Annotated in this window: 29 protein-coding genes; 12 read left to right on the forward strand and 17 right to left on the reverse strand. The window is 33.5% G+C overall.

All coding sequences use genetic code 11. The features are described 5' to 3' along the window. Positions 1-3: 3 nt before the first annotated feature. Genes LKV13_RS00815 through mnmE form a run of 9 tightly spaced genes read right to left on the reverse strand, consistent with a single transcriptional unit; the run spans position 4 to position 9,270 of the window. Entirely contained in the window at positions 4-585 is a 582-nt protein-coding gene (locus tag LKV13_RS00815) for a tetratricopeptide repeat protein (RefSeq protein ID WP_229088701.1), read from the reverse strand. Beyond that, a complete protein-coding gene (locus tag LKV13_RS00820; RefSeq protein ID WP_229088702.1) occupies positions 567-1,556 on the reverse strand; it encodes a vWA domain-containing protein in 990 nt (329 codons plus the stop codon). Before LKV13_RS00820 ends, LKV13_RS00815 begins: the two co-directional genes overlap by 19 nt. After that, a complete protein-coding gene (locus LKV13_RS00825) occupies positions 1,553-2,554 on the reverse strand; it encodes a vWA domain-containing protein (RefSeq protein WP_229088704.1) in 1,002 nt (333 codons plus the stop codon). Before LKV13_RS00825 ends, LKV13_RS00820 begins: the two co-directional genes overlap by 4 nt. Next, positions 2,541-3,440 carry a hypothetical protein gene (locus LKV13_RS00830; RefSeq protein WP_373464028.1) on the reverse strand — a complete coding sequence of 300 codons (900 nt, stop codon included), beginning with the start codon at positions 3,438-3,440 and terminating at the stop codon, positions 2,541-2,543. Before LKV13_RS00830 ends, LKV13_RS00825 begins: the two co-directional genes overlap by 14 nt. Continuing rightward, a complete protein-coding gene (locus tag LKV13_RS00835; protein ID WP_229088706.1) occupies positions 3,437-4,318 on the reverse strand; it encodes a DUF58 domain-containing protein in 882 nt (293 codons plus the stop codon). The genes LKV13_RS00830 and LKV13_RS00835 overlap by 4 nt, the downstream gene beginning before the upstream one ends. A 15-nt stretch (positions 4,319-4,333) precedes the next feature. Next, positions 4,334-5,326 carry an AAA family ATPase gene (locus tag LKV13_RS00840; RefSeq protein ID WP_229088707.1) on the reverse strand — a complete coding sequence of 331 codons (993 nt, stop codon included), beginning with the start codon at positions 5,324-5,326 and terminating at the stop codon, positions 4,334-4,336. 60 nt (positions 5,327-5,386) lie between these two features. Beyond that, positions 5,387-6,010: a 16S rRNA (guanine(527)-N(7))-methyltransferase RsmG gene (gene rsmG / locus LKV13_RS00845; protein ID WP_373464029.1), complete on the reverse strand. Its 624-nt coding sequence runs from the start codon at positions 6,008-6,010 to the stop codon at positions 5,387-5,389. Beyond that, positions 6,007-7,869, reverse strand: coding sequence for a tRNA uridine-5-carboxymethylaminomethyl(34) synthesis enzyme MnmG (gene mnmG, locus LKV13_RS00850; protein ID WP_229088711.1), 1,863 nt, complete (start codon positions 7,867-7,869; stop codon positions 6,007-6,009). The genes rsmG and mnmG overlap by 4 nt, the downstream gene beginning before the upstream one ends. Before the next feature lie 6 nt (positions 7,870-7,875). Then, positions 7,876-9,270 (reverse strand): tRNA uridine-5-carboxymethylaminomethyl(34) synthesis GTPase MnmE, encoded by a 1,395-nt coding sequence (gene mnmE / locus LKV13_RS00855; protein WP_229088712.1) that lies wholly within the window; start codon positions 9,268-9,270, stop codon positions 7,876-7,878. Positions 9,271-9,406: 136 nt separating this feature from the next. Between mnmE and LKV13_RS00860 the strand changes: the two genes are divergently transcribed. Genes LKV13_RS00860 through csrA form a run of 5 tightly spaced genes read left to right on the forward strand, consistent with a single transcriptional unit; the run spans position 9,407 to position 13,715 of the window. Continuing rightward, a complete protein-coding gene (locus tag LKV13_RS00860; protein WP_229088713.1) occupies positions 9,407-9,901 on the forward strand; it encodes a flagellar protein FlbF in 495 nt (164 codons plus the stop codon). Positions 9,902-9,912: 11 nt separating this feature from the next. Next, a complete protein-coding gene (gene flgK / locus LKV13_RS00865; protein WP_229088714.1) occupies positions 9,913-11,796 on the forward strand; it encodes a flagellar hook-associated protein FlgK in 1,884 nt (627 codons plus the stop codon). Between the two features lie 4 nt (positions 11,797-11,800). Continuing rightward, on the forward strand, positions 11,801-13,072 hold the full coding sequence (locus tag LKV13_RS00870) for a flagellar hook-associated protein 3 (RefSeq protein WP_229088715.1): 1,272 nt from the start codon (positions 11,801-11,803) through the stop codon (positions 13,070-13,072). After that, positions 13,069-13,470 (forward strand): flagellar assembly protein FliW, encoded by a 402-nt coding sequence (gene fliW / locus LKV13_RS00875; protein ID WP_229088719.1) that lies wholly within the window; start codon positions 13,069-13,071, stop codon positions 13,468-13,470. The genes LKV13_RS00870 and fliW overlap by 4 nt, the downstream gene beginning before the upstream one ends. After that, positions 13,464-13,715 carry a carbon storage regulator CsrA gene (csrA, locus tag LKV13_RS00880; protein ID WP_229088720.1) on the forward strand — a complete coding sequence of 84 codons (252 nt, stop codon included), beginning with the start codon at positions 13,464-13,466 and terminating at the stop codon, positions 13,713-13,715. The genes fliW and csrA overlap by 7 nt, the downstream gene beginning before the upstream one ends. On the opposite strand, the gene tsaB is transcribed toward csrA, so the two are convergent. The 6 genes from tsaB to infC form a co-directional block, all read right to left on the reverse strand. Continuing rightward, complete coding sequence (tsaB, locus tag LKV13_RS00885) at positions 13,697-14,362, reverse strand: tRNA (adenosine(37)-N6)-threonylcarbamoyltransferase complex dimerization subunit type 1 TsaB (protein ID WP_229088722.1); 666 nt, start codon at positions 14,360-14,362, stop codon at positions 13,697-13,699. The genes csrA and tsaB overlap by 19 nt on opposite strands. Further along, a complete protein-coding gene (gene tsaE / locus LKV13_RS00890) occupies positions 14,340-14,768 on the reverse strand; it encodes a tRNA (adenosine(37)-N6)-threonylcarbamoyltransferase complex ATPase subunit type 1 TsaE (protein WP_229088727.1) in 429 nt (142 codons plus the stop codon). The genes tsaB and tsaE overlap by 23 nt, the downstream gene beginning before the upstream one ends. Beyond that, positions 14,765-15,025: a hypothetical protein gene (locus LKV13_RS00895; RefSeq protein WP_229088729.1), complete on the reverse strand. Its 261-nt coding sequence runs from the start codon at positions 15,023-15,025 to the stop codon at positions 14,765-14,767. The genes tsaE and LKV13_RS00895 overlap by 4 nt, the downstream gene beginning before the upstream one ends. A gap of 204 nt (positions 15,026-15,229) precedes the next feature. After that, positions 15,230-15,577: a 50S ribosomal protein L20 gene (gene rplT / locus LKV13_RS00900; RefSeq protein ID WP_229088730.1), complete on the reverse strand. Its 348-nt coding sequence runs from the start codon at positions 15,575-15,577 to the stop codon at positions 15,230-15,232. 20 nt (positions 15,578-15,597) lie between these two features. After that, complete coding sequence (gene rpmI / locus LKV13_RS00905) at positions 15,598-15,795, reverse strand: 50S ribosomal protein L35 (RefSeq protein ID WP_229088731.1); 198 nt, start codon at positions 15,793-15,795, stop codon at positions 15,598-15,600. 15 nt (positions 15,796-15,810) lie between these two features. Continuing rightward, positions 15,811-16,365 carry a translation initiation factor IF-3 gene (gene infC, locus LKV13_RS00910; protein ID WP_229088732.1) on the reverse strand — a complete coding sequence of 185 codons (555 nt, stop codon included), beginning with the start codon at positions 16,363-16,365 and terminating at the stop codon, positions 15,811-15,813. 544 nt (positions 16,366-16,909) lie between these two features. Between infC and LKV13_RS00915 the strand changes: the two genes are divergently transcribed. From LKV13_RS00915 to LKV13_RS00925, 3 genes are read left to right on the forward strand one after another with little or no spacing between them, the layout of a single operon-like run. Next, complete coding sequence (locus LKV13_RS00915) at positions 16,910-17,191, forward strand: hypothetical protein (protein WP_306701178.1); 282 nt, start codon at positions 16,910-16,912, stop codon at positions 17,189-17,191. Positions 17,192-17,197: 6 nt separating this feature from the next. Next, entirely contained in the window at positions 17,198-17,938 is a 741-nt protein-coding gene (locus LKV13_RS00920) for a hypothetical protein (protein WP_229088737.1), read from the forward strand. Between the two features lie 55 nt (positions 17,939-17,993). Next, positions 17,994-18,638, forward strand: coding sequence for a flagellar filament outer layer protein FlaA (locus LKV13_RS00925; RefSeq protein ID WP_229088739.1), 645 nt, complete (start codon positions 17,994-17,996; stop codon positions 18,636-18,638). Here LKV13_RS00925 and LKV13_RS00930 read toward each other — a convergent pair. Together LKV13_RS00930 and LKV13_RS00935 are read right to left on the reverse strand one after the other, a co-directional pair. Beyond that, complete coding sequence (locus LKV13_RS00930) at positions 18,620-19,429, reverse strand: TatD family hydrolase (RefSeq protein WP_229088741.1); 810 nt, start codon at positions 19,427-19,429, stop codon at positions 18,620-18,622. The two genes, LKV13_RS00925 and LKV13_RS00930, sit on opposite strands and share 19 nt — an antisense overlap. Further along, positions 19,426-20,568, reverse strand: coding sequence for a tetratricopeptide repeat protein (locus tag LKV13_RS00935; RefSeq protein ID WP_229088743.1), 1,143 nt, complete (start codon positions 20,566-20,568; stop codon positions 19,426-19,428). Before LKV13_RS00935 ends, LKV13_RS00930 begins: the two co-directional genes overlap by 4 nt. A 295-nt stretch (positions 20,569-20,863) precedes the next feature. On the opposite strand from LKV13_RS00935, the gene prfA reads away from it, so the two are divergent. Genes prfA through LKV13_RS00955 form a run of 4 tightly spaced genes read left to right on the forward strand, consistent with a single transcriptional unit; the run spans position 20,864 to position 26,997 of the window. Then, a complete protein-coding gene (prfA, locus tag LKV13_RS00940) occupies positions 20,864-21,937 on the forward strand; it encodes a peptide chain release factor 1 (protein WP_229088745.1) in 1,074 nt (357 codons plus the stop codon). Between the two features lie 9 nt (positions 21,938-21,946). Further along, entirely contained in the window at positions 21,947-22,780 is an 834-nt protein-coding gene (prmC, locus tag LKV13_RS00945) for a peptide chain release factor N(5)-glutamine methyltransferase (RefSeq protein WP_229088747.1), read from the forward strand. After that, positions 22,764-24,767 carry a RelA/SpoT family protein gene (locus LKV13_RS00950; RefSeq protein WP_229088748.1) on the forward strand — a complete coding sequence of 668 codons (2,004 nt, stop codon included), beginning with the start codon at positions 22,764-22,766 and terminating at the stop codon, positions 24,765-24,767. The genes prmC and LKV13_RS00950 overlap by 17 nt, the downstream gene beginning before the upstream one ends. Continuing rightward, positions 24,757-26,997: a hypothetical protein gene (locus LKV13_RS00955; protein ID WP_229088750.1), complete on the forward strand. Its 2,241-nt coding sequence runs from the start codon at positions 24,757-24,759 to the stop codon at positions 26,995-26,997. Before LKV13_RS00950 ends, LKV13_RS00955 begins: the two co-directional genes overlap by 11 nt. Position 26,998: the final 1 nt, after the last annotated feature.

Raw genomic sequence — 26,998 nt, forward strand, 5'->3', positions numbered from 1 at the left:
GTGTCACCAATCCTCTTTTGGAGACAAAACACCTTCCCCTGATCTTACTACCCACAAAACCCTCTCGAGATTTTCAATATACCTTAAAAAATTCTCATTATTCTCAATAAAATCTTTACCCTTATTAACACTTAAAGCTTCCAAGTTATCCGGAGTGCTCCTTTTTTTAACTATTGCAAGTTCAAGATTATATTTAGCATCGTAGCTTGCAGGATTAATTTTTAAAGCCTCCTTAAAAGCTATCTCCGCTTTCCGATAAAGTCCCTGATTGTAATATATTACCCCCTCGTTATAATTTATACTAAAATTCAAAAAAATATCACCCTCCTTTCTTGCATATGAAAACATTCGAAGGGAACTCTCATACTCACCTAAAGAATAGTATACAACTCCAAGATTATAATAACCCCAAGAAGAACTCTCAATATTATCTACAAGATTGTAGTAAGCAGAGATCGCACTTTGATAATTACCCCTGACATATTCATAATTTCCTACGGCCATAAGAGACATAGACCTAACATTAGTACAAGAAAAAAAAGACACGAATGCAAACAACAACCCAACTAAAAAGTTTCGTCCCATTTAATAATCCTAACAAATACACACAGCACCACAGATAAAAGAGAACCAACTAGGAAAATTTTGTACCTCGGAATACCAACAACAACAATATCACTTGAACTCCTCTTCATTATATCATTTCTTATCTCATTGATAACGTAATTTGTACCCTTTAAATACAAATCATAATAAGAACCCTTAAGAGAAGACGCAAGGAGACGTAAATTATCATCATTTAAATAGGCTTTAACTACATTCCCCTCTTTATCCTTAATAATTAAATCATTATCAACTAACGGAGATGGATTTTTGCTCCCAATACCAACTACAAAGCTTTCAACACTCATATTATCAACCAATTTAGAAAATCTATAATAATCATTCTCGCCCCATTCATCCCCGTCTGTTAGAATTATCAAAAAATTATAATAAGAATCATCCTTTATCCCCTGTATAGCACTAAATACTCCTTTTCCTAAAAAACTACCAGGAGAACTTATTAGATTAGGCTCAATGTAATTTAACACCCTATTCAGACTAGTCCTATCCCTAGAAAATGGCAAAACTAACACCGGCTTGCCCTTAAAAATGGTAAGCGAATACTCAGCAGTCTCAAAATTATTCAAAATCAAACTAACAACATCCTTAGCGCTCTCAAGTCTGTTAATCGACCTGCCCTCATCCAGACTTAACATACTACGAGAAATATCAAAAACAAAAGATATTCTTAAATTTGACCTCTCATCTTCAACAACTTTCTGCCCCCAAGAAATATTTAAAACAGAAAGAATCAAAAACCCCAAACTAGAGATAAAAAAAAATATCATGAGTACTTTTTTTATATAGTAGTTCCTTATGTATGACTTATTGACATACATAAGGCTTAAATTCTTAAAAAACGGAATACCTCTCTTAAAATTGTATACATACACAACGAGAATCAAAAACAAGACCACAAACAAGTATAAAGCAGAATAATTTCCTATACTCATAGAACCTCTTTTAAAAAGACTTTAGAAAATATAAAATGAAGGACCAGCAGCCAAAATACTGCAAACAAAAACTTATCGTGAATGTCTTTATTTTCAACGGAAATTTTAACCTTCCTCTCCACGTTCTCTTTTTTTGAAAAATCCTGAATTGCGAATTTAAATGAAAAATCATCGTTTACCGAATAAAAAAGTCCTCCTGTTTTACTTGAAATCTCAGAAAGCATACTGGGGTCATAAATTTCTTTCAAAGTACCCTGATAGGATTTACCAGACCTCATTTTAAACTCAACGCTAAGCTCCTCACTGCTACCAATTCCAATAGAATAAATTTTAACATTGAGCCCCTTAGCAAGATTTATTACTTGATCCTTATACACCTCATCTGAATTCACCACTCCATCTGTTAGAACAATAATTGACTTACTAGAAGCCTCCGAATGTCTTAAATGAGAGAGAGCTATTGAAATTCCAAGGCCTAAAGCTGAACCATTGCCAAGATCCATAATGTAAATATCATCTAACTTTTCGGAAAAAAAATCCCTGTCAACCGTAAGTGGAACTATTAACGAAGCCTCTTTCGCGAAAGCCACCAACCCAATATTGTCATTCTCTCTTTGAAAAGCAAAATACTTAACCAATTCTTTTGCAAATTCAAATCTATTTTTAGAGGAAAACTCCACAGCACCCATACTAGGCGATAAGTCTAGTACAATAATAATGTCAGCTCCGTCACTGAGATAAACCATCTTTTTTTTTGAAATAGAAGGACCTGATAAGGCCAAAATCATACCTGTTATTGCTAGATAAAAAAAAGAATAAGTTGTAAAATAGACAAGGTTCAGCCCATAGTCCCTAAATTTTAGAGAACCAGCGTTGCCATAAAGGGATATCGGAAATTTGACCTTTCCCCCTCTGTCCCTGAAGAAATGACTAAAATAAATTGTTAGCGGAATCAGTATAAGTAAAAATAAATATAGGGGAGAATTAAATGTTAGCACCTGTGCTCCTATTAAATTCTTCAAAGCTCAAAGCTGCTCTTTTAAGATCTTCTAAAACAAGCGACAGATTACCTCCTGGTAAATTAATACCACTAAATTTACTAAAATCAGAGATCCTAAGTATATTAATTAAAGTTGAACGAATCTCATATGGCACATTGAGATTTTGTAAAATTTCGGAAATTTCAGGTGTGGTAATTGCATTAAAATCAAAGCCTGTCTTTTTGGATAAATAGACCCTTAAAGTAGAATTTAACAAATTATAAAAAGCAATCTGCTCCTTATCACTCTTAATATAGTTAGATAAAATAACAAATTGTTTTTGAAAAATTCTATATGGTTTTCCTAGATTATGCCTCATTATTAAAAATGCTAACAAATGCCTTACAAGCTTTAAAAGCCTAATAAAAATATAAGGAACTACCACAAGTGCCAAAATAAGAATAACAAGGTAAGCGCTTGTTCCCGGAATAAAAAGAACACTCTCTATATTTCGTACCCTGAGGGAATCATCCTCAGAAAGCAGCTTACTAGTGTTTATTTTTATATTCTTAAGGACAACCTTGAGTGGCTGATCATTCTTAATAACATCTCCAACATAAATGGATGGGAGAGTGTTACTCCCAACATAAAATGAAACAAATTGAATTACTATCTCTCCCCTTTCAGGCTTGTAGATAAATGAATTAACCTCAACAAACTCATTCTTAATTTCCTTAAAATCAACAGGAGCAAATTTTTCATCCTCACTGAGAACCAAAGAAAATTTAAGTTCAACGGTATCTCCCACATAGTAACGAATCGGAATGAACATCTCGTTTTTTAACTCATATGAGAATAAATTAAAAGATAAAAAAGATAAAAAAACAACAATTATATTCTTCAAACTTTGCTATCCTTTTTCAAAAGGGCTTTTATTTTCATAAAGACATTATCCTTTGTATTAATTTCTATAAAATTAATACTTCTCCTTACGCACTCTTGTTTCCATCTTATTTTATCTAAAGTCCAATAATTTTTATAACTATTTACTATCGCCCTACTAAATCCTGAAGCCAGAAAATTCTCTCCCGTTTCAATGTCCTCATAAGTTAAAAATCCATACTGAGGAAGATGTTCGTCAAAAAAATCTGTAAGCCTTATTGCAATAATGTTATGACGTTTGCTAAGCACGGTTAAAGATCTGAAATAATCACTCGCCTTAAAATCCGAAACAATGATAATTAAAGACCTTTTTTTATAATACTCGGCTGTATTTTTAAATATATAAGTTAGATTACTACCCTTTTGAAGCTTCCTATTTATTGTTTCATTTAAAATCAATCCTAAATGTGAATGCCCCTTTCTGGAAGGAATAAATTTGTCCGTTTTACTTGAAAAAAAAGTTATGCCTATTTTGTCATTATTAAAAAACGCCATATGTGCAAAGATAGAAACTAAAAAATCCTGAATTTCCTTTTTATTAATAACACCCCCCAAACTCATTGAAAGCGAATTATCAATGAGAAGATGAAGATTCATCCCCTTGTCTTCTTTAAAAACCCTTGAAAATATGCTGTCTGCCTTAGAACTAACGTTCCAATCAATAAATCTAGCATCATCCGTCTCCTCATAAGGCCTAAATTCATGAAATTCAAGACCAAGACCCTTAAAAATAGAACGATAGCCACCGAAATTAAGTTCTGAAAGCATTTTTCTTGAAAAGAATTTTAAAGCCTTTATTTTAGTCTTCGTGCTAGCGTTTAACTCATTATCCTCTTGCATATCACATATTAATCCTTAAGGAAGTGCCACCGCTGAGAGAAGTATCTTAATAATATCATCTGTATTCATTTCCTCAACCTCTGCTTCATAAGATGGAGTAATTCTATGTCTTAACACATTGTAGGCTACAGCCTTAACATCCTCTGGAAGAACAAATAATCGACCCTCATAAAGGGCATTAACACGTGCACACTTAAGCAAACTAATTGATGCCCTAGGAGATGCTCCAAATTCAATGTACCTAGTAAAGGGATAAGTTTTCTTGTCATTCTCACGAGATGCTGCTATTAAAGCAACTATATAAAGCATTATTTTGTCATCTACCTTAACCTTACTAACTATGCGCTTAAGATCCGACAAAGAATAAGAGTTCATTACCTTTGCAACTTTAATATTTTCAAGGCCACCTCCCACTGAGAATATTTTAAGAAGTTTTATTTCATCCTGAATAGCAGGATAATTAACATTAACTTTCAGTAAAAATCTATCAAGTTGAGCTTCTGGCAAATTATAAGTCCCTTCTTGTTCAATTGGATTTTGTGTCGCAAGGACAAAGAATGGCTCTGGAAGTTTATGTGTTTCATCGCCAAGGGTTACTTGACACTCAGCCATTGCCTCAAGAAGTGCTGATTGAACCTTCGCAGGCGCCCTATTAATTTCATCTGCTAAAATAATATTTGAAAATATGGGCCCCTTTCTTACCCTAAAAGTCCCTGTTGTATTCTTATACACCATGTTTCCCGTAAGATCTGAGGGTAAAAGATCCGGAGTAAATTGAACTCTTTTAAACCCAAGATCAAGAACATCTGAGACTGTCTGTATTGTTAATGTCTTTGCAAGCCCTGGAACACCTTCAAGCAACACATGTCCTTCGGTCAAAATTCCCATCAAAATAGCATCAATCATTTCTTTCTGACCAAGGATTCTGCTTGAAACCTCTCTTCTAAACTTATTTATTAAACCTAACGCGTTCTCCACCTCTGAATCTATTTGAAAACTACCTTTCATACCACTCCTATATTACTGGAATTTATTTACCATTAAAAACAAACATAACATACTAACATACTATGCATAGAGGAAAAGAAAATTCCTTTCCTTTCCTCTATCAATTGCTGATGGCTTTACTTCTATTTTTCTAAACAAGGATTCAATATACTCAATTTCAAGCTCAATCTTATTAATCCTTCCCTTATAGGCCATAATCAATCCTCCTTCTTTTAAAACCATCTTCAAAATACTTGCATATTCTCTTATGCCCCTAAAGGCTCTAATTGTAATAAATTCATACCTATTCTTCTCTTCTCTAATATCATGTTCTAGCACCTCTACATTATCTATGCCAAGTTCCAATTGCATCATCCTCAAAAAAGTAGCCCTCTTATTACTACGTTCAATAAGAAAATACTTTCTATGTTGATCAAAAAGGGCTAGAACAAATCCCGGAAATCCTGCACCGCTACCCACATCAAGTATTTGATGTGGGTTATGATCTAAAATAACAGGAAGACCAGCCAGCGAATCCAACGCGTGCAGAAGTATCGCATCAAAATTCCTATCACCATTCGACACCAAATTAAACCCGCTACCATACAGCAATACCCTTTCAATATAATTTCTTAATTTGTCGACACTTTCTGAAGTAAAGAAAATACCCAACTTTTTCAAAGTAAACTCAAAGAAACACATCACAAAGCCAATTTAAGCACTACCTTATTTTTGGGGTTTGAGAAATATATAAGCAAAACCTGAATATCCGTATTCCTAACGCCAGAAATTCTGCTTGCCTGCGCTAGGTTCGATGGCTTCACTTTAACAAACTTTTCCCTCGCTTCTCTTGATAAGCCATCAATTTCATAATTAAAATCAAGAGGCAGTTTAATAAGCTCAAGATTATCCATTCTTCTAATTAAGTCTCTTTGTCTATCAATATAACCCTCGTATTTAATATCCAATTCAACCTGCTCACGAATAACTCTTGAAAAATCAAATCTAGAATCTAGCTTAACAAGATCGCTTAAATTAATATATGGATCCCTTAATATATGGTAAAAATCCTTGTTAATGTGTTTCCTTAATTGCAGAGTGCTAGCCTCCCTGTCCTTAAGGCGCCTCTGCCGCAAAAGCTCCTTAACTTCTTCTATTTTCTGTTCCTTTAAAAGATATGCCGAATATTTATCCTCCCCAACCAATCCAACTTCATACCCCAATTTGATCAACCGCTTATCACTAGTATCATGTCTTAAATTAAGTCTATGCTCAGCCCTTGAGGTAAACATTCTATAAGGCTCTTTAGTCCCCTTAGTAACAAGGTCATCAATGAGTACACCAATATAAGAACTCGTTCTTGTAAGTACCACCGGCTCCTTGTTCTGGATTTTAAGTGCTGCATTAATTCCAGCCATCAACCCTTGAGCTGCAGCTTCCTCATAACCTGAAGAACCATTAGTTTGTCCCGCAATAAAAAGGCTCTCAACTCTTTTGGTTTCAAGACTTGCATAAAGCTCAATAGGATTAACATAATCATACTCAACTGCATACCCAGGCCTTGTAATAACAGCTTCCTCCAGTCCATCAATACTACGAATTAACTTCAGCTGAACACTCTCAGGCAAAGAAGTACTCAATCCATTAAGATACATTTCCTCAGTCCTTGAACCTTCAGGCTCAATAAATATTTGATGTCTATCCCTATCCTTAAACTTTACTATCTTATCCTCGATTGAAGGACAATACCTAGGGCCATTTCCAATAATCTCTCCAGAATAAAGTGGCGATAGATGCATATTGTTCCTTATAATTTCATGGGTTCTACTGTTGGTGTAAGTAATGTAACACGAGAGCTGAGACTTGTCTATTAGATCATTTGAAAAAGAAAAAGGAATAATATCAGAATCTCCAAATTGAATCTCAGTCCTCGAAAAATTTACACTCTTTCTGTGTATTCTTGCAGAGGTGCCCGTCTTAAGTCTGCCCATTTCAAATCCAAGGTCAAGCAAAACACCCTTAAGTCCAAAAGACGCAGGTTCAGATAGCCTTCCCATAGAGGCTCTATATTCACCAATAAATATTTTACCTCCAAGAAAAGTACCCGTTGTAAGCACTACAACACGAGACGTAAATTTATTCCCCCTTTCTGTAACAACTCCTTCGATCTTATTTTTCATAGGATTGAGCAAAAAGTCACTAACAGTATCCTGGAAAAGATCAAGATTACTCTGTCCCTCCAATGTTTCCTTCGCCTTAACTTGATACATTAATTTATCGGCCTGAGCACGTGGAGCCTGTACGGCAGCCCCCCTGCTTTTATTTAAAATTCTAAATTGAATCATACTAAAATCAATGATACGACCCATTTCCCCACCAAGAGCATCAATTTCACGCACCATATTCCCCTTAGCAAGACCTCCAATTGCTGGATTACACGAAAGTTTTCCAATCGTATCCAGATTCTGAGTAATTAAAAGTGTCTTAAAATTTAATCTCGCAAGAGCAAGAGACGCCTCAATACCAGCATGCCCCCCACCAATTACAATAGCATCGAAATCCATATCTATCTACTTCCCCAAACAAAAATTCTTAAACATATTGGCAAGCACATCCTCATTAGTAACCTCACCTGTTACTTCACCCAAAAGGTTAAGAATCTCGTAAACATCAAACGCTAACATATCATAACTTACACGCTGTTCTATCTTATCCAGTAACTCGATGAGCAAATCATAAGCACTCTTTAAAAGCCCTGCCTGACGCCCCGAAGCAATTACAACATCATAAGAGCCAGCATCAACATAATCAAAACATGTAAACGCCCTTATTTTATCATAAAGAGAACTCATTCCAAATAAAGTCTTGGTACTAATTCTTACTAAGTTTAATGAATTAATGCTACCTGAATTGAGAAACTCAACCGTACGTTTATCCTGCTTTAAATCCACCTTGTTTATAACAAAGAGAACCTTTGGACATCCTCCGTAAGTACTAATAAATTTCAAATCATCCTTTGTTAGCTCTTCGCTGGAGTCAATAACATAAAGAATTAGGGATGCTTCTTCAATCAAAGAATTGCTCCTATCTATACCCAATTGTTCAACAAAATCTCCGGTCTCCCTAAACCCCGCTGTATCGAATACATTAAATAGAATCCCATCTAGTTCAAAATTTGCCTGAATATAATCCCTTGTGGTTCCAGCATAAGATGAGACTATTGCCCTATCTTCTTTCAGTAGTAAATTAAAAAGGGAAGACTTGCCCGCATTCACAGATCCAGCCAAAACCAAAGTAATTCCATGATCCATTTTCTTTGCAATATCATAAGAATCAATCAACAATTTAAGCTCATCTTTACTTTTTAAAACAACCTCAAAAGGAACTACAACCTCACTCTCATCCACCTCGTAATCAAGATGAACACTAAGTGCTGAGAGAAAATTTAAAATATCTTTTTTTATCAAATCTATTTTAGAAAACAAAGAACCTGAAAGTTTACTAACAGAAAGAGCATGGATCTTATTCGTCTTAGCAAAAATTAGTTCATTGACTGCCTCTGCCCTAGTAAGATCAAGCTTACCAGCTAGAAAAGAACGAAGCGTAAATTCACCAGGCTCAGCCATCCTAAAATCTACCTTTAAAAATAAACCTATAATTCTCTTTATTCCAACAGGTGACCCATGAGCCATAACTTCTATTGAATCTTGCCCTGTAAAACTTTTTGGAGCCCTATAAAGACAAACAACAACCTCGTCTAATTTTTCATAAGTCTCATTATCCACTATGTATCCATAGTGGGTAGTATTGCCACATGCCTCAATAAGTCGCCTAGGATTTGAAAATATTTTAGAAAACTTACCAATTGAAGAGACTCCACTACTACGAATCACACACAAAGCACTGCTCATAAAGGGTGTGGCAAGTGCAACAATGTCATCATCACTTTGAAAAAGCTTGCCCATAAACTTAAATTAGATTATATCATAGCGTAAAAATTGAAACATCAAGCCGCAATGGTAATATTAAACTATTAAACCCTCTCTAATTTCAAATTGGTTTGTAAATGTTGTTAACTTAGTTTACAATCTATGCTGTAGGATGAGAATTAAGCTAGAGAGTGAGTTAAGAGATGCTCTACGAAAGGAAGTTGATTTGGTGGAGGGTATTTGTTCTTTGTACCTAGAAATAAAGAGATGTCTTGATGAAAAGAATGAAACGCTGCTCAGAGAAACGGTAAAAAGAACCAGCTCTTGCCTTAACGAGTTCAAGGATGTAGAGGAAAAGAGAGATAGGATTTGGAAAGAGTTTACAGGGCATGAGGAATTCGAATCGGCGTATGTGGCAATAGAGAAGCTGTGTGAGGTTTGCAAAAAAGAGATATATAATTACTACCATCGATTAAGGATAGGGATAATAAACGTTAAAAACCTAAACCATTTAGTATCGAGTCAGGTAGAGGCGTCGCTTGGTGTATTGGATTTAATATTTAGGGATGTTAGGGAAAGCGTAGAAAATAACACCTATAAAAATCCCTATGGACCCAAAAACGGAAACTTAAATGAAGCGTCTGTTTTGGTAAATAAAAAGCTTTAAGGAGTCTTAAGATGGATTCAGCGTTCTCGGGAATAGAAATTGGAAGAAGGGGTTTGTTCGCCCACAAGGATGCTATGAACACGACCGGACATAACTTGACTAATGCATCAAAGCCTGGATATTCAAAACAGAGGATTATAATGAAAACCGAAATGCCGATTTATGCTCCTCATCTGAATAGAGCACAAAAGGCTGGTCAATTGGGTCAAGGTATAATGGTTCAATCTATTGAAAGAATGAGAGATGACCTACTGGATATAAGAATAGTTGAAGAGTCGCACCGACTTGGGTATTGGACCTCTAGGGATAAATTCATTTCTCTACTTGAAAATATTTATAACGAACCAGAAGAACAGTCAATTAGAAAGAGGTTGAATGATTTTTGGGAGGGATGGCAAGATCTATCAAGACAACCTCAGGGATTAGCTGAAAGAAATATTATCTTGGAACGAGGAAAATCTTTTGTAGAAGTAGTCAAGAATAGATTTCATTCCCTTGAAAGAATATATGTAATGGCAAATGATGAAATAAAAATTACTACTGAGGAGATAAACAATTATCTCAGAAACATCGGTGATCTTAACAAGCAAATTAAAAAAGCAATTGCGATGAGGGATCATCCGAATGATTTATTGGATGCTAGGGATCTAATAGTTGACAAACTAGGCAGTCTTATTAGTATATCAATAGAAAATAAACAAGATCCCAATGAGTTTTTAATTCATACGGAAGGGAGACATCTTGTTCAAGGCGCAATTGCAAACGAATTCATGTTAGAAGCCTCTAATGGGCCTACAAGAACCAAATGGAATGTTTTGTGGAACAATGGAGAGCTAGCAAATATTGATACGGGAAAGTTAGGAGCTCTCATTAACGCAAGAGACAATGAAATTAAAGACGAAATTAACGAACTGGACAACATGGCAGTCAATATCACGGAGCTTATTAATGAGATTCATGTATCAGGACATGGACTTGATAAAAAAAGTGGAAGAGTCTTCTTTGACCAAGTATATGAGTTAACAGATGAACGAGGGCGCTATGACAGCAGTGGAGATGGACAATTTGATTCCGTTCGCCTCTTTAAAGTAAACGGTGCAAATGAAATCTTTCCAGAGGAAAAATTAGGATTTTCAGGTACATTGAGATTTGGAGTAATGAACAAAAACGAATTTATAGAAATAGCGTATAACGCAACAGACACTGTCCAGGATGTAATAAATAAAATAAACAATTCTCATGCACAAGTCACTGCAAGAATCAATACAGAGGGAAAATTTGAGATTAAGGCCGTCAAAGAAGAGGATAAAGAGAGTACTACATTTAGAATTAGGCACATTGAAGACTCTGGTCTGTTTTTAACAGGCTATACAGGGATTTTAAACGCATCGGGCGCAGCGGGTGCTTATAACTATGAAAATATTAATACAACCGATCAACTAACGAATGCATCTGGCTACTTGATCTCTCCTTCAAAAAACCCATCAGCATGGCTTAAGGTATCCAACACAGTTGTAGAGGATCCGTCAAAGATTGTAGCAAGTCTTAAAAATCCTACGAACGATATCGCCGTGGGGGATAATGAAGCGGCACTACGCATAGCGTCTTTTGTAAGTTCACCAATCATGATTGGAAAAAATTCCACGTTAAACGACTATTTTGCGAACACAGCATCTAGGATTGCAATAAAGGGACAAATAGCGGAAGTTACAAAAACTAGTCAAACACAAATACTTAAAGATCTAACTGATTTAAGGCTATCGATTTCCGGTGTTAATGAGAACGAAGAACTAACCAACATGATAGAATTTCAGCAAGCCTTCATTGCTGCAAGCAAGTTTATTGTTGTTTCTACGGAATTAATAGACACGATAATCAATAAAATGGGAGTGTAGTGGTATGACAAACAGGGTAAGCCATCCTTTAACGTATGATAATTTGAAGTCATCTTCAAAGGAACAGGAAGTAAAGATAACAAGGCTATTAGAAAGTCTAAACAGAGGCGGGAAAAGAATTGGAAACCTGAGAGATGATCCTACAGGAGTCACTCATGCAATAAGACTAGATAGTGATATTTTTAAGCTTAACACCTATATAAAAAACATCAACAATGCTAAAGGGAAACTTAGATATACGGAAGGTTATTTGCAATCCTTGTCAAATATCTTAACTCGTGCAAAAGAGATAACTATTCAAGGAGCGAGCGGTACTTATGGGCTTGACGACAAGAGAATAATAGCAAAGGAAGTAAATGCAATTCTTGAAGATGTTATTGCAATCGCAAATGTAAAGGGCTCAGACGGATACAGCATTTTTGCAGGAACCAAAATAGATGCAGAGGCTTTTAAAATAACTAGAGAAAATAGGGTTAATAATATCACTCAAGACAGAGAAGCTCCTCAAATAATAAGAATAGATTATAACGGTAATCAGGCAGAAAAGGAAACGGAAGTATATAGTGGAATTTATATTCCAACAAATTATCCTGGTAATGAAGTGTTTTTTTCACAAAATCACCATATAATATCATCAACAAATGTTAATGGATTTACTGTAAAAGAGAATACAAAAATTTACATTGACAATGTTGAAATATCTTTAGTGGCGGGCGATACGGCTGCTGACATTATTGCTAAGATCAATGAATCTTCTGCTCCTGTTGAAGCCAGTCTTAATCGTATTTTAAATTCAATTGCAATACAAACAACTACGCCGCATCAAATATGGATAACAGAGGAGGGTTCAACCGTGTTGCAAGATCTTGGCATTATTACAAGAAATAATGATACTAAATCTCCTCCTTATAACATCGCAGGGAATACTGAGGTTAGAAGCAGATCCATTTTTGACACCTTAATTGAATTAAGAGATAACTTGGAAGAAAACAGAGAAGAGCTTATTGGAAGTAGGAGTTTGGCCGAAATTGACGAAAGCTTAAATAAAATTCTTACAACGATAGCTGATCTTGGAGCTAAGGAGAATAGACTTGATTCAAGCTATGAAAGAATTAGTAAGGAAATAGTGGATATGAAAGAAGATATGGTTAGATACACAGACCTTGATGTAACAAAAGCGATAACAGATCTTAATATGGCAAGTCTGGCTTATCAAGTGTCTTTAGGGGTTTCTGCAAGGATAATGCAAACAACTTTATTAGACTTTTTGAAATGAGAGACGAAGCTAGTATAAGGTTCAAATTTCCCGAAGGAATACTGGGATTTGAAGATATTAAAGAATTTATCATTAAAGATTCTGAACACAAGCCTTTCTCGATTATGCAATCAGTAGACGGGGAGGTCAGCTTTTTAGTAACCTCTCCCTTTAACTTTCTGGAGGAATACCTCCCCAACATACAGGAGGAGGATTGGGTTGACATTAAAGCAGAACATGAAGATGAGAGAGTGATACTTTGTATAGTAAACGTATATGTCAAAAACTACAAGGATATCACGGCAAACTTAAAAGCTCCTATTATATTAAATAAAAGAAAACTAATTGGAAAACAAGCTATATCTACAAATGAAGAGCACTATCTCAGGTACAAAGTATTTAAGGAAGAATCATGCTAGTCTTATCAAGAAAGACAAACGAGAGCATAAAGATAGGTTCCAATATTGAAGTTTCAATACTTGAAATAAAAAAAGACAGTGTTAAAGTAGCAATAAAGGCACCTGAAGACATTAAAATATTTAGATCTGAAATCTATAATATCATTAAGGAGGAAAACAGGAAATCGATCCTACAGGACAAGCATAGTGTAAGTAAGAGCGTGCACAAAATCAAGAGTTTGTTTGACTATTTTACTAGAGAGTAGTTAATCTCGGCATCGCTTCTTCTTACATAAAAAGGACCGGATAAAATGTCATCCCCCCGTTTGTTTTTTAGGTACTTGTGCTTACCAAGCTCCGTCAAGATTTCGCCAAAAGAGCTCATGTCGCTGACAATATTGAATTTGTTCTTGAGTTTCTCATAAATAAATTCAATTCCATACCCAATGATGACGAAATTGGAATCAAGTCTTTCTAAATGCTCGAGTAGTTCTTCTTCAGAGAAACAAAAAAGTTCATCACAAAACTTATAACAAGTATAGTATCCAAAAAAGTATTTATATGCAGTAAAACTTAAAGTAACTACACCCGATCTTTTACTCACCAAGTTTGCAAAAACATCAAAAGTGGGAATATTGACAAAAGGAATAGAAAGCCCTAATGAAAGACCCTTAATAAAACTTAAACCAATTCTTAAGCTAGTAAAAGAACCAGGACCAGAAGAATTAATAATTAAATCCAGTTGAGTAAGATCAATATCATTTTTTAATACAAAATCACTAAACACTTTTGGAACGTTAAAGCTACACCCAGTCTTATCTCTATCTAAAAGCAAGGACAAAACTTCATTGTTCATTTCAACATGAACTAACAAAGACTTATATGAACAATCAACCGCAAGAGTATTCATCACTAATTTCTAAAATTCTAGTGGCTTTCTCTATTTCAAATTTTAACAATATCAACCTGCTTTTGGGCAAAATATCAAGAACAATATCTGGCCATTCAATAGCTATTATTGACGAAATATCAAATAAAAGCTCCACCCCACCGACAAGTTCAAACTCATCTAAACCATTCAAACGGTATAGATCAATATGATAAAAACTAAAATCCGAAAACTCATATACATTAATAATATTATAAGTTGGACTTGCAAAAGAAGAAACATCAAGATTTAAGGCCAATCCTTTCAAGAATGTTGTCTTTCCAGCTCCCATGCTACCACAGAGGGCGAAGATCTTACCAATAGGCAAAGGACTAAAAAAGGATCTAGAAAAGCTTATCATTTTTTCCTCTGACTTAAAAGATAAAATCAAGGGAGTTCTCCTTCCACATCAATCTCGATTATATGCCTCTTTATCGCAATCATCAAACTGAGTACGGGATAGTCCAAAGGATCCAAAAAATCAATAGTTATGTGTTTCTCACCCAAAGGAGTTGTTTCTATCGCAAATTTAACCCGCTTAGTCTCATTAGATCCCTTATACTCATAAAGAACATCGGCAAAGTACACACTCCTGTAGTAGATACAGCTGACCTGCTTTTTAATATTTTCAAGAGAAATAAATTGCACAATAATAATCCTTCAAACAAAATCCCAAGAAGCCAACACAGAAACACCTTATTTAGCGCTATTTTATAAGATGGAACTTTCACCCTTAACTTCTGATTAACCTCCAGGCAATCATCCGTTAAGAAAATAATCAAGTCCCCAACTTTAGTAAGATGTCGCAAAAAATAACTCTAATTTCCATAATTGAACTTCTCAGGAACTTCTTTAATCTTTTATCTCGTATACTATTTTTTTAAAAGCTTCCATATCCTCAATCGCCAGGTTAGACAAAACTTTTCTATTAAGTCTAATATCAGCCTTCCTTAAGCCTTCCACAAATCTTGAATAGCTAAGCCCCATGCCCGTTAAAGCAGCAGACATCCTTGCAATCCATAAACTTCTAAAGTCCCTCTTCCTAGTCTTCCTGTCTCTGGTAGCATACATCATACCCTTACGAAGAGTATCCTTAGCCTTCTTGTAATTACTCTTCTTAGTTCCCCAAAACCCCTTAGTTTTCTTTAAAATTCTCCTCCGCCTGGCAACATGAACCACTCCATTCTTCACTCTAGCCATATAATCTCCTCAAACAAACGTTAAGCATAAGGCAGCAAGGTTCTAATCCTCTTAACCTCAGAACTCGAAAGCACACCCGCCTTACCCAAGTGCCTCTTCCTCTTGGAAGACTTCTTCGTCAAGATATGCCTCAAATCTTGCTTCTTGTACTTTACTTTACCCTTTGAAGTAAAAGAATACCTCTTACTCGCGCTCTTACGAGTCTTCATCTTTGACATTCACACCTCCTCTCGTTACTTCCTAGACTTAGGCGCAACAACCAAAAACATCGTCTTGCCCTCCATTTTAGCTGGTGATTCTAGACTATAATTAACATCTCCAACCCTCTCAAGAACATTTTCCAAAATTCCATACCCCAAGTGAGTATGAGCAAGCTCACGCCCCCTAAATCTTATAGTAACCTTTACCTTATTTCCTTCCTTAAGAAATCCCAAAATATTTCTAGACTTAAAATCAAGGTCATGAGTATCTATTTTAGGTTGCATCCTAACCTCTTTAAGTTTAATTATCCGTTGGCTCTTTTTCTGCTCCTTCTGCTTCTTCTCCTGGTGAAACTTGTACTTCCCATAATCAATTATTTTACAGACTGGAGGCAAAACATTCGGCGAAACCTCAACCAAATCAAGCTCAGCCTCACTAGCACGCCTAATGGCCTCCTCAATTGGCAACACAGACTGAGTTCCATCTTCAAAAACAACCCTAACCTCACTAGCCTTAATTTTATGATTAATCCTTAACTCCCGCTCTCCTGACTTAACCCTATCCCTACCGGAACTCCTATTTATCATCTAAAAGCACATACTCCTCAAACAATACTCTGATTGATTAATTCTAATATACCTTTATAAAAAAGTAAATTAAAATACACACCTGCTTGAACACAGTAACAAAAAGTATTTTGCAAACAATCAGAATTTAATTGATTAATGGATAATTTAAAAATATAATTTAGTTACCATGAATATATTCTTACTGGTAAGCCTTCCTTTGGTTCTGGCGATCTACACATCAATAAGATATCCTCTGTTAAGAAAAATTAAACGAAATCATACATATTCGATGATATCGCTATTTGGTATGACTATTTTTTTCTCTTTATACCTAGTCGAAGAGTTCATTTTGTACAAAACGTTAGAAATAAACTACAGAACAAGCTTATGCCTGGCAATCTCAATATTAATAAAAGAACACTTGTATTACTATGTCTTTCCGTTATTAATTTTTATATTCTTTTTTACATTTAATCCAAATTCACAGCTTAAAAATAGCCCATTGTCTTTATTATATTTCGCATTTGGAGTTATTTTTGCCAAAAATTTAGAATTAATCATTATGAATAGTAAAGTTTTTGGTACATACGAATACATAAAAATACCTATGTTACACATAATGGAATTAGTGTTTACAGCAATAATATGTGAGAGAGGGGTACGCCTTTCCGTAATGCATAATACAAATGGATACAAACTCATTTTTGTTCCCCTCTTATTACTGGAAGCAATTATTACACTTTTGAAAGTATTAATTTTAATTAACATGCAATTCTATTCTTTATTAATAGCAACAGCAATACTGGGGATTATGGCTTTAAACAAAAAATTGTTGAAGCATTAAAAACAGATGCTAAAGACAGGTACGACTCTTATTATCTTGCTCGTTTTGCTTTCATTGTTCTGTTGTAAAGTAAATAAGATTATAGGTAAAAATTTCGATCATATAATCGTCTTCTCAGATGCAACTGCATACTTTTTCAAAATTAAAAATGATCCATTTATACAAGAGGATACATTATTCATAAACGAAAGAGACATTGAAATGATTAAAGATAATTTAAATAATGTTGATAAGATACTATTAACACATAAAACAACTAATGAAGTTCTTAATAAAGATAAAATAAGGGAAAAAATTTTTCTTCTCTCCGACATCAAATTTTCACTAAAAAAAGCCATTGATTTTATATTCACTAACTCCCTGACACCCCCTTTAGTCTCATTGGTAATGAGAGATAGCACCTTAAACAAAGAAGATTCAGAACACTTGGAAAAAAATGCAAAAGAACAAAATGTAAACCTCATTACAATCAACAATGGAAATATACAGTATTTAAAAAATTTCATTACTCCTGAAATAAAAATAGTTGTCCTACTCTCAATGAAAAATAGTCATATCTATTTAAAAAGATTATCAAGCTCACCATTTTTTAAAAAAATAGACTTTATACTAATTGGAGATACTAGGAAAAATTTAAAAGAAATTAATTCAAGATACGTAATCGGAATTAATGAATTGGATCTAATAGACATTGTAAAAAAAATTGATAAAAATTTTCACTATGAATTAAATATATACAAAAGATAATATGCTATTCTAGTATAGTAAACAATATTTAGTTTCAAATTAGAAGGATTTTAATATGATAAAGATTTTAGCGGTGTTGCTTGCTTTTGTTAATGTTTGCGCATTCACACAAAATACCAATCAAAAGGATAATGAACAAGGACAGAGGGAGCATATTCTTTCTACGATGGAAGATCCATTTGATTTTCATTTAAGATTTTTTACCGAAAGGATTAATCCTTTGTTCGCTAGATTTAAAAATAATAATGATGCAACTCAAGATAACAAATTTGTATCAGCAGTCAGGTATATTACTTCTAGAAGCGACAGTGAACTAAACCTAGAGCCAGATAAGCAGATGATAATACCTGGTATTGTTAAAAGCATCTCTTTATGGGTAGATGGAAGAGAAAATAACACAGAAATTTTTGCAATATTAAAAGATTCATCAGGGACTTTTCACTCGATTCCCTTTAAAGCAGAAGACAGTGGTTCTAAACTTAACTTTCTTGGATGGAAAAAACTCACAGCATATATTCCAAAAAACTTCATCCAAAAAACACATAAGTTTAAAAAAGAGACTAAAGATTCAGAATTAATAAGAATAAAAATAATACCTGAGCACAGAATAAATTATGAACCGCAATATATATACTTATCAGAACTGAGGGCAATAATTGATGAACAAAATACATCAACTACTTATGATGACAATTGGTAAAAATTTTTAAATAAATCTTTAAAGTTGTGATACAACATACTTGAAATACTTTCTGCATCACAGCTTTTAATTTTTGCGACCTCACAGCATGTATACCCTAAAAAAAGAGGAGCATTTGTCTTGCCCCTTAGGGGAACTGGCGCTAGAAATGGACTATCTGTTTCGATTAAGATATCGCCAACGCTTAGTTTTCTTAAAACTTCTCTTAAAGATCCTGAATTTTTAAAAGTTAAATTACCTGCAAAAGATACTTTAAACCCAAAATCAATAAACTTCTTAGCATACTCATAAGTACCAGAATAACAGTGAAGTATCCCGCCGCTCAAAAACCTGGAAGATTTAATAGTGTCATACACATCATCATAAGCCTCTCTAACATGTAAAATAACAGGTTTTTTATATTTAATAGCCAAATCTAGCTGAATATTTAAAGTCTCAATCTGATCTTTTTTATTATCTGATTTTAAGTAATCAAGACCAATCTCACCGACAGCAATAACATTTTCATTTGCCAGGATATTATCAAGTAATTCAAAATCACCTCTTAAAGCTTCGCCTAGGGGATGAATTCCAGCTGTAAGTGAAACACTAGAATAAGCATCTAAAAGCTGCTTTCTCTCATAAAAATCACTAGGATGTATACCAACATCAAGAAAATAACAAAATCCATTATTCAAGCACTTATTAATAACGTAATGTACATCTATAGACTTCTTCTTAAGCTCGTTAAAATGAACATGGGTATCTACCAATTTATCAAAAAAAATAGATCTTTCAAATTCAAGACTCATAAGTTCATCTTCTTTTTAAGCTCATCAATGTAGTCAATAATGGCAACATTTTTCATCCCTAATTGCAAAAACCTTGATAAAATATCTACAGCGCTCTCAATCTGCCCCATTGCTTCATAGCATTCAGCAGCATTAATGTACAATATTGAATTTTTAGGATTACTCTTTATAAGACTTTTAATAGCGGCCAGTGCTTCCTCGTATTGCCCCTTCTCCTTTTGCAATAAAGCAAGCCCCAGCATGGCAAACATATCAAAATCAACATCGAGAGCTTTCTTATAATACTCCTGTGACTTTTCATAATCCTTCAAGTACCTATATATATCCCCTACCCTTGTTAAAACCAAGTTGTTCTTCGGATCTTTTTCTAGTATTTCAAGCCAATATTTTAAAGCTTCATTGTAATCTTTATTTCCCCTATAGCAATCAGCAAGCCCAAAAACAGCATAAAAATTATTTGGAGAAACCTCCAATGCTTTTTTAAAAAAATAAATTCCTTTACCATATTCCTTTAACTTTCTGTAACAATTACCAATTGAAGTTAAGACACGAACATCGATCTTAGCACGATTTATCTCATACATCTTAAGCCAATACTTCAAAGCTCCCTTGTACTCTTTAAAGTCATAATATAAATGCCCAATGCCAACAAGAGCATAATCATTATCGGGAGCAAGCTCTACTACCCTTAAATAAGCTTGTCTAGACTTTTGAAAATTCTTTAGCTTTCGATAAGAAGCAGCAACTCTTGTCAAAACAGTAATATTTTCAGGGTCATATTTTAAATACTCCTCCCATATATCCGTAGCTTTCTTATAATCTTCCAAATTTTTATAACAATCCCCTAAACCAAAAAGTGCATAATTATTATTTAAATGCTTCGAAAGGCATCTTTGATAGTAAACTATCGCTTTATCAAAATTCCTCTTTTTTCTCTCAATATCTCCAAGCCCAACAAGAGCATAATTATTGCCATTGTCCTTTTCTAAAATATCATTAAACAACGCCTCTGCTTCAGCAAGCCTCTCTTCCTTTATCAACTGGTACCCTCTCTTGGATTTCTCAGTAACATCAAGAAGTTTATTATCGGAAACCCGCGATACATCTTCAAGACCACCTAAAAGTTCCTTTTCCAACATAAATACCCCTTTCAACTGGTTTATTAAAGATAATAACTCAAATCACTCCACATATGTCACTAAAACACACAAATTAAACCCACACAACAAAACACGCCGAGGCATTAATAAATCTTTAATATCCAATATTGATAATACACATTATATAAAAAATTAAAAAAATATACTTAAATTTACAAACTAAAATTTTACTTAAATCCAAACTAAAACCCTCCTATATAAAATTTAGGGTCAATTATAACAAAAAATTCAAAATTAGGATAAAATGTTACTACCCATTAGGAGAAAAATTAAAATGTTTTTAAGTAAACTAGATCCGGTTGAAAACAAGATAAAAATACTTGAAGATAAATTACGGGACGCAAGTTTGATTAGAAATCAAAAAGAATACGCAAAAGTAGTGAAGGAATATAGCTACCTAGAAAAAATTAAAGAACAAAAAGACAAATACGAGAAGATACTACACCACATTGAAGAAAACAAAAAAATTCTTTCTGAGGAAGAAAATTTAGAAATGAGGGAGATGATAAGACAAGAACTGGCCTCTTTAAGTCTTCAAAAAGATGAGACTGAACGCAGGCTTAAAGTCTTGCTCTTGCCTCAAGACGAGAACGACAGTAAAAATATTATAATTGAAATTAGGGCCGGAACGGGCGGAGAAGAGGCCGCACTTTTCGCAAGTAATCTCTACGAGATGTATACAAAATATTCTGAGAAAAAGAAATGGAAAACAGAGCTTATTAACTTTAATGAGACAGAACTTGGAGGTTTTAAAGAAGTAAGCTTTGAAGTAAAGGGTAAAGATGTGTTTAAGAAACTAAAAAACGAAAGCGGGGTCCACAGAGTTCAAAGGGTACCTATAACAGAATCTAGTGGAAGACTTCAAACTTCTGCTGCAACTGTCGCCGTGCTCCCTGAAGTTGAAGATACCGATATTGAAATTAACGAAAAAGACTTAAGGATAGACGTTTATAGATCTTCTGGTGCAGGTGGACAGCATGTTAATACAACAGACTCTGCTGTTAGAATCACACATTTACCTACAGGAATTGTGGTGCAGTGTCAAAATGAGAGAAGTCAACACAAAAACAAAGATCAAGCAATGAAAATTTTAAGAGCTAGACTATATGAATTTGAAGATATTAAGAAGCAAGAACAACGTTCAAGTGATAGAAAACAGCAAGTAGGCTCAGGTGATAGATCTGAAAGAATTAGAACGTACAATTTTCCACAAAACAGAGTAACAGACCACCGGGCAAACATTAGTCTTTATAAGTTGGAAGAAATTATGCAGGGAGAACTTGATTCTCTCCTTGACACGTTAGCCTTGGAACTTCAAGAAAGAGCTTTAAAGAATAACTCAATATGATTTCTTTAAATGACAGTAGATGAAGCAATAAAGAATTCCAAAAGATATAACATTAATACCCTTGAGGTGTTACTGTTGCTTGAAAAAATTTTAAAGACTAGTAAAGAACTTATTCTTGCCAATAAAAATCAAAGCTTAACAAAGAAAGCAAAGCATAAATTTTTAAATCAAATAAATGATGTAAAATCAGGAATCCCAATACACTACATACTTAAAGTAAAGGAATTCATGGGAATAAACTTTTATATCAATAAAGATGTGCTCATTCCTAGGGCAGATACAGAATGTTTGGTGGAAGAAGCTCTGGCACAAATTCAAAAAAACAACTTAAGTAGGATTTTAGATCTATGCTGTGGAAGCGGTTGCATAGGACTTACAATTGCGCACTATCTCAGAAGAAAGGTAAAATTATCAGACTTTTCCATTAAAGCTCTAAAGGTGGCATTTAAAAACACAAAAAGACTAAAATTGGAATCCTATGTAGAAATAATATATTCAAATCTGTTAAAATGTATAAACGAAGAGTTCGAGATAATAATTACTAACCCTCCTTACTTAAGTAAAGATGAATTGAGGGAGAAGGAAAGGTTGGGAAGGGAACCGAGATTGGCTCTTTTGGGCTTTGGGAGAGATGGGCTTGAGCTTGCAAGGAAAATAATACAACAATCAAAACACAAACTCGCCAGAAATGGCCTCTTGTTAATGGAATTGGCTCCATGGCAGATAGACCCCATCGGGGAGTTTGCGGTGCAGGAGGGGTTTCTGCATCTTAACACTCTACGTGATATTGAAAGCAGAGAAAGAGCGGTAGTACTAAGGATAGCAAATGATACAACCCTATGAGATTGCGTATTTAATGAAAATCAATGATGTTGATAAAATAAAGGGTATTTTCAAAAATACCATTGATAATATCTACAAAGATGAGATTCAAAAAAAATTAATATTCAAAGCTCTTGAAATATCAGAACAACTGCACTACGGGCAATATAGAGAAAGTGGAGTTCCTTATGTAATCCATCCGATAATGGTTGCATTATTTCTTGCAAAGTTTAAATTGGATTTTAAGACAACAATAGCTGGACTGCTACACGATGTACTTGAAGATACAAGCGTTGCTAAAGAAGAAATAATTAAAGAATTTGATGAAGAAGTTTTAAGTCTAATTGATGGTGTGACAAAAATCCATGATTTACATAATAAGACAAGAACAATAAAAGAAGCAAATACAATTTCAAAAATGTTCTTCGCAATGACCCATGACATTAGAATAATAATCATTAAACTTTCTGATAAGCTACATAATATGACAACTCTTTCTCACTTACCTAAAAATAGAAGGGAAAGAATCGCAAAAGATTGCCTTGCAACCTATGTACCAATTGCAGAGAGGCTTGGAATTTCATCTCTTAAGGTATACCTAGAGGACCTTTCATTAAAATATCTTTATCCAAAAGAATATAAGGAAATAAAGAATTTTCTGGCTGAAACAAAAATAGAGAGGGAAAAAAAATTATACAAAGGGAAATTGATAATTGAGAAGGAACTTAAAAAAATCGGGATCTCAGCAGAGATTACGGTGCGCTCAAAACACTTCTATTCAATATTTAGAAAAATGAAAACGAGAACCAATAACCTTTCTCAAATTTTTGATACCCTGGGGATAAGAATAATTTGTAAACAACAAAAAGAATGCTATGAAATACTAGAGATTGTACACAAAGTCTGGAAACCAATACCTGGAAGGTTAAAAGACTATATAGCAATACCTAAAGAGAATAAATATCAATCCCTGCATACCACTGTAAGAATACCAGAAGATAATCAATTGATTGAAATACAAATTAGAACAGAAGAAATGGATAGGATTGCTAAATATGGTGTTGCTGCTCACTGGATCTACAAAGAACAAATTGAGCTTAAAGCTGATGACCTTTCCTTCATTAGCCGCATAAAAAAATGGCAACAAGATTCGGCAAACAAAAATCAATACTCAATGAATGACATACACAAAGAATTATTAAACACATTTATATATGTATATACACCAGAAGGAGAAGTAGTAGAGCTGCCATTTGGGTCAAATTCAATTGATTTCGCATACGCAATACATACAGACATTGGAGATCAAGCACTTTATGCAAAAATTAATGGAAAGATTAATTCCCTGACAAAACCGCTAAGAAACGAACAAATTGTTGAAATATTTACCTCACCAGAAGCGAAAGCCGATGTAATTTGGCTAAATAGCGTTAGGACAAAAAAAGCACGCTCAAAAATTCGATCTTGGCTTAACAAAAATGACGATACAATATTTGTAGACAGCAATATAATTGCATATCTTATTGGAGAGACTAAAGAGCAAAAGAGACTCTTTAGTCTCTTCAAATCCTTAACTAAATCTAGAATAAAAAGAATAACCGTATCTCCTGAATGCAATCCATCAACGGGGGAAGACATTATTGGCGTCATACAAAAAGATGAAATAGTAGTACACAAAGATAATTGTCAAGCTGCAAAACATCATAAAAAAAGCCATCTTGTTGAAGTAGAATGGGAAGCAACACCAACGAGAAAGATATATCACATCGTAATATTTTTAAATAATTTAAAAGGTCTTTTCAATTATCTGGACAACATTTTAACAACCTTCAACATAAGACTTATTAGTGAAAAAATAGAAGACTGTGGCAATGGATACGGCATAAGCAACATAATAATCTCATCAAATGCAAAAAATGTAGAAATGGTCCTCTCATCTCTTAAAGAAAATCCCAACATACTTAAGATAATGCAAGTAGAAGAAGATATTAAAAACTATGAGAATTAAGATACTGTTCTTAATTCTGTTTCACGTGTTTATTGCATACAAACCAATAAGAGCAAACGAAACAAATTCATATAGTCAACAAATAAAAGAACATATTAAAAAAATCAATAAATTAAATGAAGTTACAGAAAAAATAACAAAAATGGCAAGTACTTATGACTACATAAAAAAATATTTAGCAGAAAATAAAATTCAATACAAAGAACATTCACTTCAAGAAATTGGATTTATTGGATATTTGCAAAAAACAATTCACTCTCAAATAAAAGGAATGGATAAAACCACCTATAATGTTATTGTCCCTATAGAAATACAATATGGTTTGAAAAACAATCTTGCAATTGCAATTGCTATCACACTACTAGGTGAATTAAGAAATATAAAAATTAAAAACACCTTAAACGTATACTTTATCGAAGATGACTCAAACAAACAAATATCAACAATAAGCAGCAGATTGCTTCTTAACAGCAATACTCTTGCAAAAAACACAAAAACAATCTATTTGATGTTAAATGAAGATAGGGAGAATTCTATAATAGAATTTAAAAATCAGTCAAACACAGTAAACTCGAAAACAGACCTGAGCTTTCTAGAGGTGCTAATTAGAATATTTGAAATCAATGGAGTGAGCTTTATTGTCTCAAAAATACGTGATAAGAACATAAATGAAATATACAATCTGTATCTAGAAGAAGAGATTCCAATTTTAATTATCAATAACAACGAAGAGACTTCCTTGCTAACTCATCTAGAGAACAACAACCTTTCTGACATTTACAAATCAATCCAAGAGACAATAACATCGGAACAAAATATCAAAGACGAAAATCACATGCACTACGTTATCATCAATACTCCGTTTAAAAAATGGATAATAAACGAAAGCGCACTCATTGCATTAATATACGTAATCTACAACTCCATCATATTGATGTTTCTCAGCAAATTTACAAAAACCAGTATAATGATCAGAAAAATCAAAGACAATTACTATAAAATAATCAGACTATTTTTTATATTATTCCTGAGCACATACATTTCAGTCACCATCACAAACAAGATACTTACAGAATATAAAAATTCAATAGACTACGGTATTATAAACCCAATCTACTTAGTAAATTTTTTCCTAACATTATTCAATTTTAACTTGCTATCTTACTTCACGTATAACTTTAAGATATATTTAAATTTTAAAGAACTTAAACATCTGGCAATAGCAATTTCTGTTATTGAGCTTATCATGCTGCTATATATTAAGATAGAATTTGTCTTAGTAATACTGATTAAAAATATCTTAATATTACTTATCCCTAATAAAAGAAACACCATGAAAAAGATCATAATAATCCTTATTTGGACAATAAACTTCATGCTAATAACTTCTTTACAAACAACTTCTCTTATTTCAAGACCAACAGCACTGAGCTATTTAATATCAATATCACTCTTCTCACCAATACTTACTAATATCGTGGAGCATTTAAAGTACAAGACTCCACCTGAGCTACAAGAATTCAAAAAAGCTGAAAAGATGGAATCTATAACTTTTTTTTTAATAATAGCTACGATAATAATCTCAAACAACATAAGTAAAATTTCAACAATCAAGATAAACCAAATAGTAAGCTTTCCGGAAAAAATCAATAAAATTAGTATAGAATATCTTAAGGAAAATAGAAATGCAATTCAAATATCAACAAAAAACTTTAATCTAGAGCTAAATAAAGGAGAAAAACAAGCGGAAAGGGAATTTAAAATACAAAAAAATTTAATCAAGCTATCTTTTCAAAAAATAGATATTGCTGAAAGAAGCATATATGGAGTAAAAATTAACACTATAAACATCGCAAAACAAATCAATTTATCCTTAAAAAATGCATCCGAGCTAATAATATATCAGAGCAATACACCATATAAAATAGCTTCCAATAATGTAATATTTACAGTAAGCAACATCAAATCAAATCAAATCAACATCGCCTTCACAGTTAAATCTCAAGAAGACATCAAATATGACGCATTTGCCTATTTTGACACCTCTGATTATTACGTCAAAGTATACGACAAACAAACTAAAAAAGAAGATAAGAATATAAAAATAGACTATTCATATTTAGTCAAGTATTCAGGTACACTTACCAAGCCTGAGAAACATGACATAGATACATTCTTTAAGCTTCAAGGCGACAAAGAAATAGAAAACTTGAAGAATTTAAAATTCTAAA

This window comes from Candidatus Borrelia undatumii (assembly GCF_020882015.2).
Taxonomy (GTDB): domain Bacteria; phylum Spirochaetota; class Spirochaetia; order Borreliales; family Borreliaceae; genus Borrelia.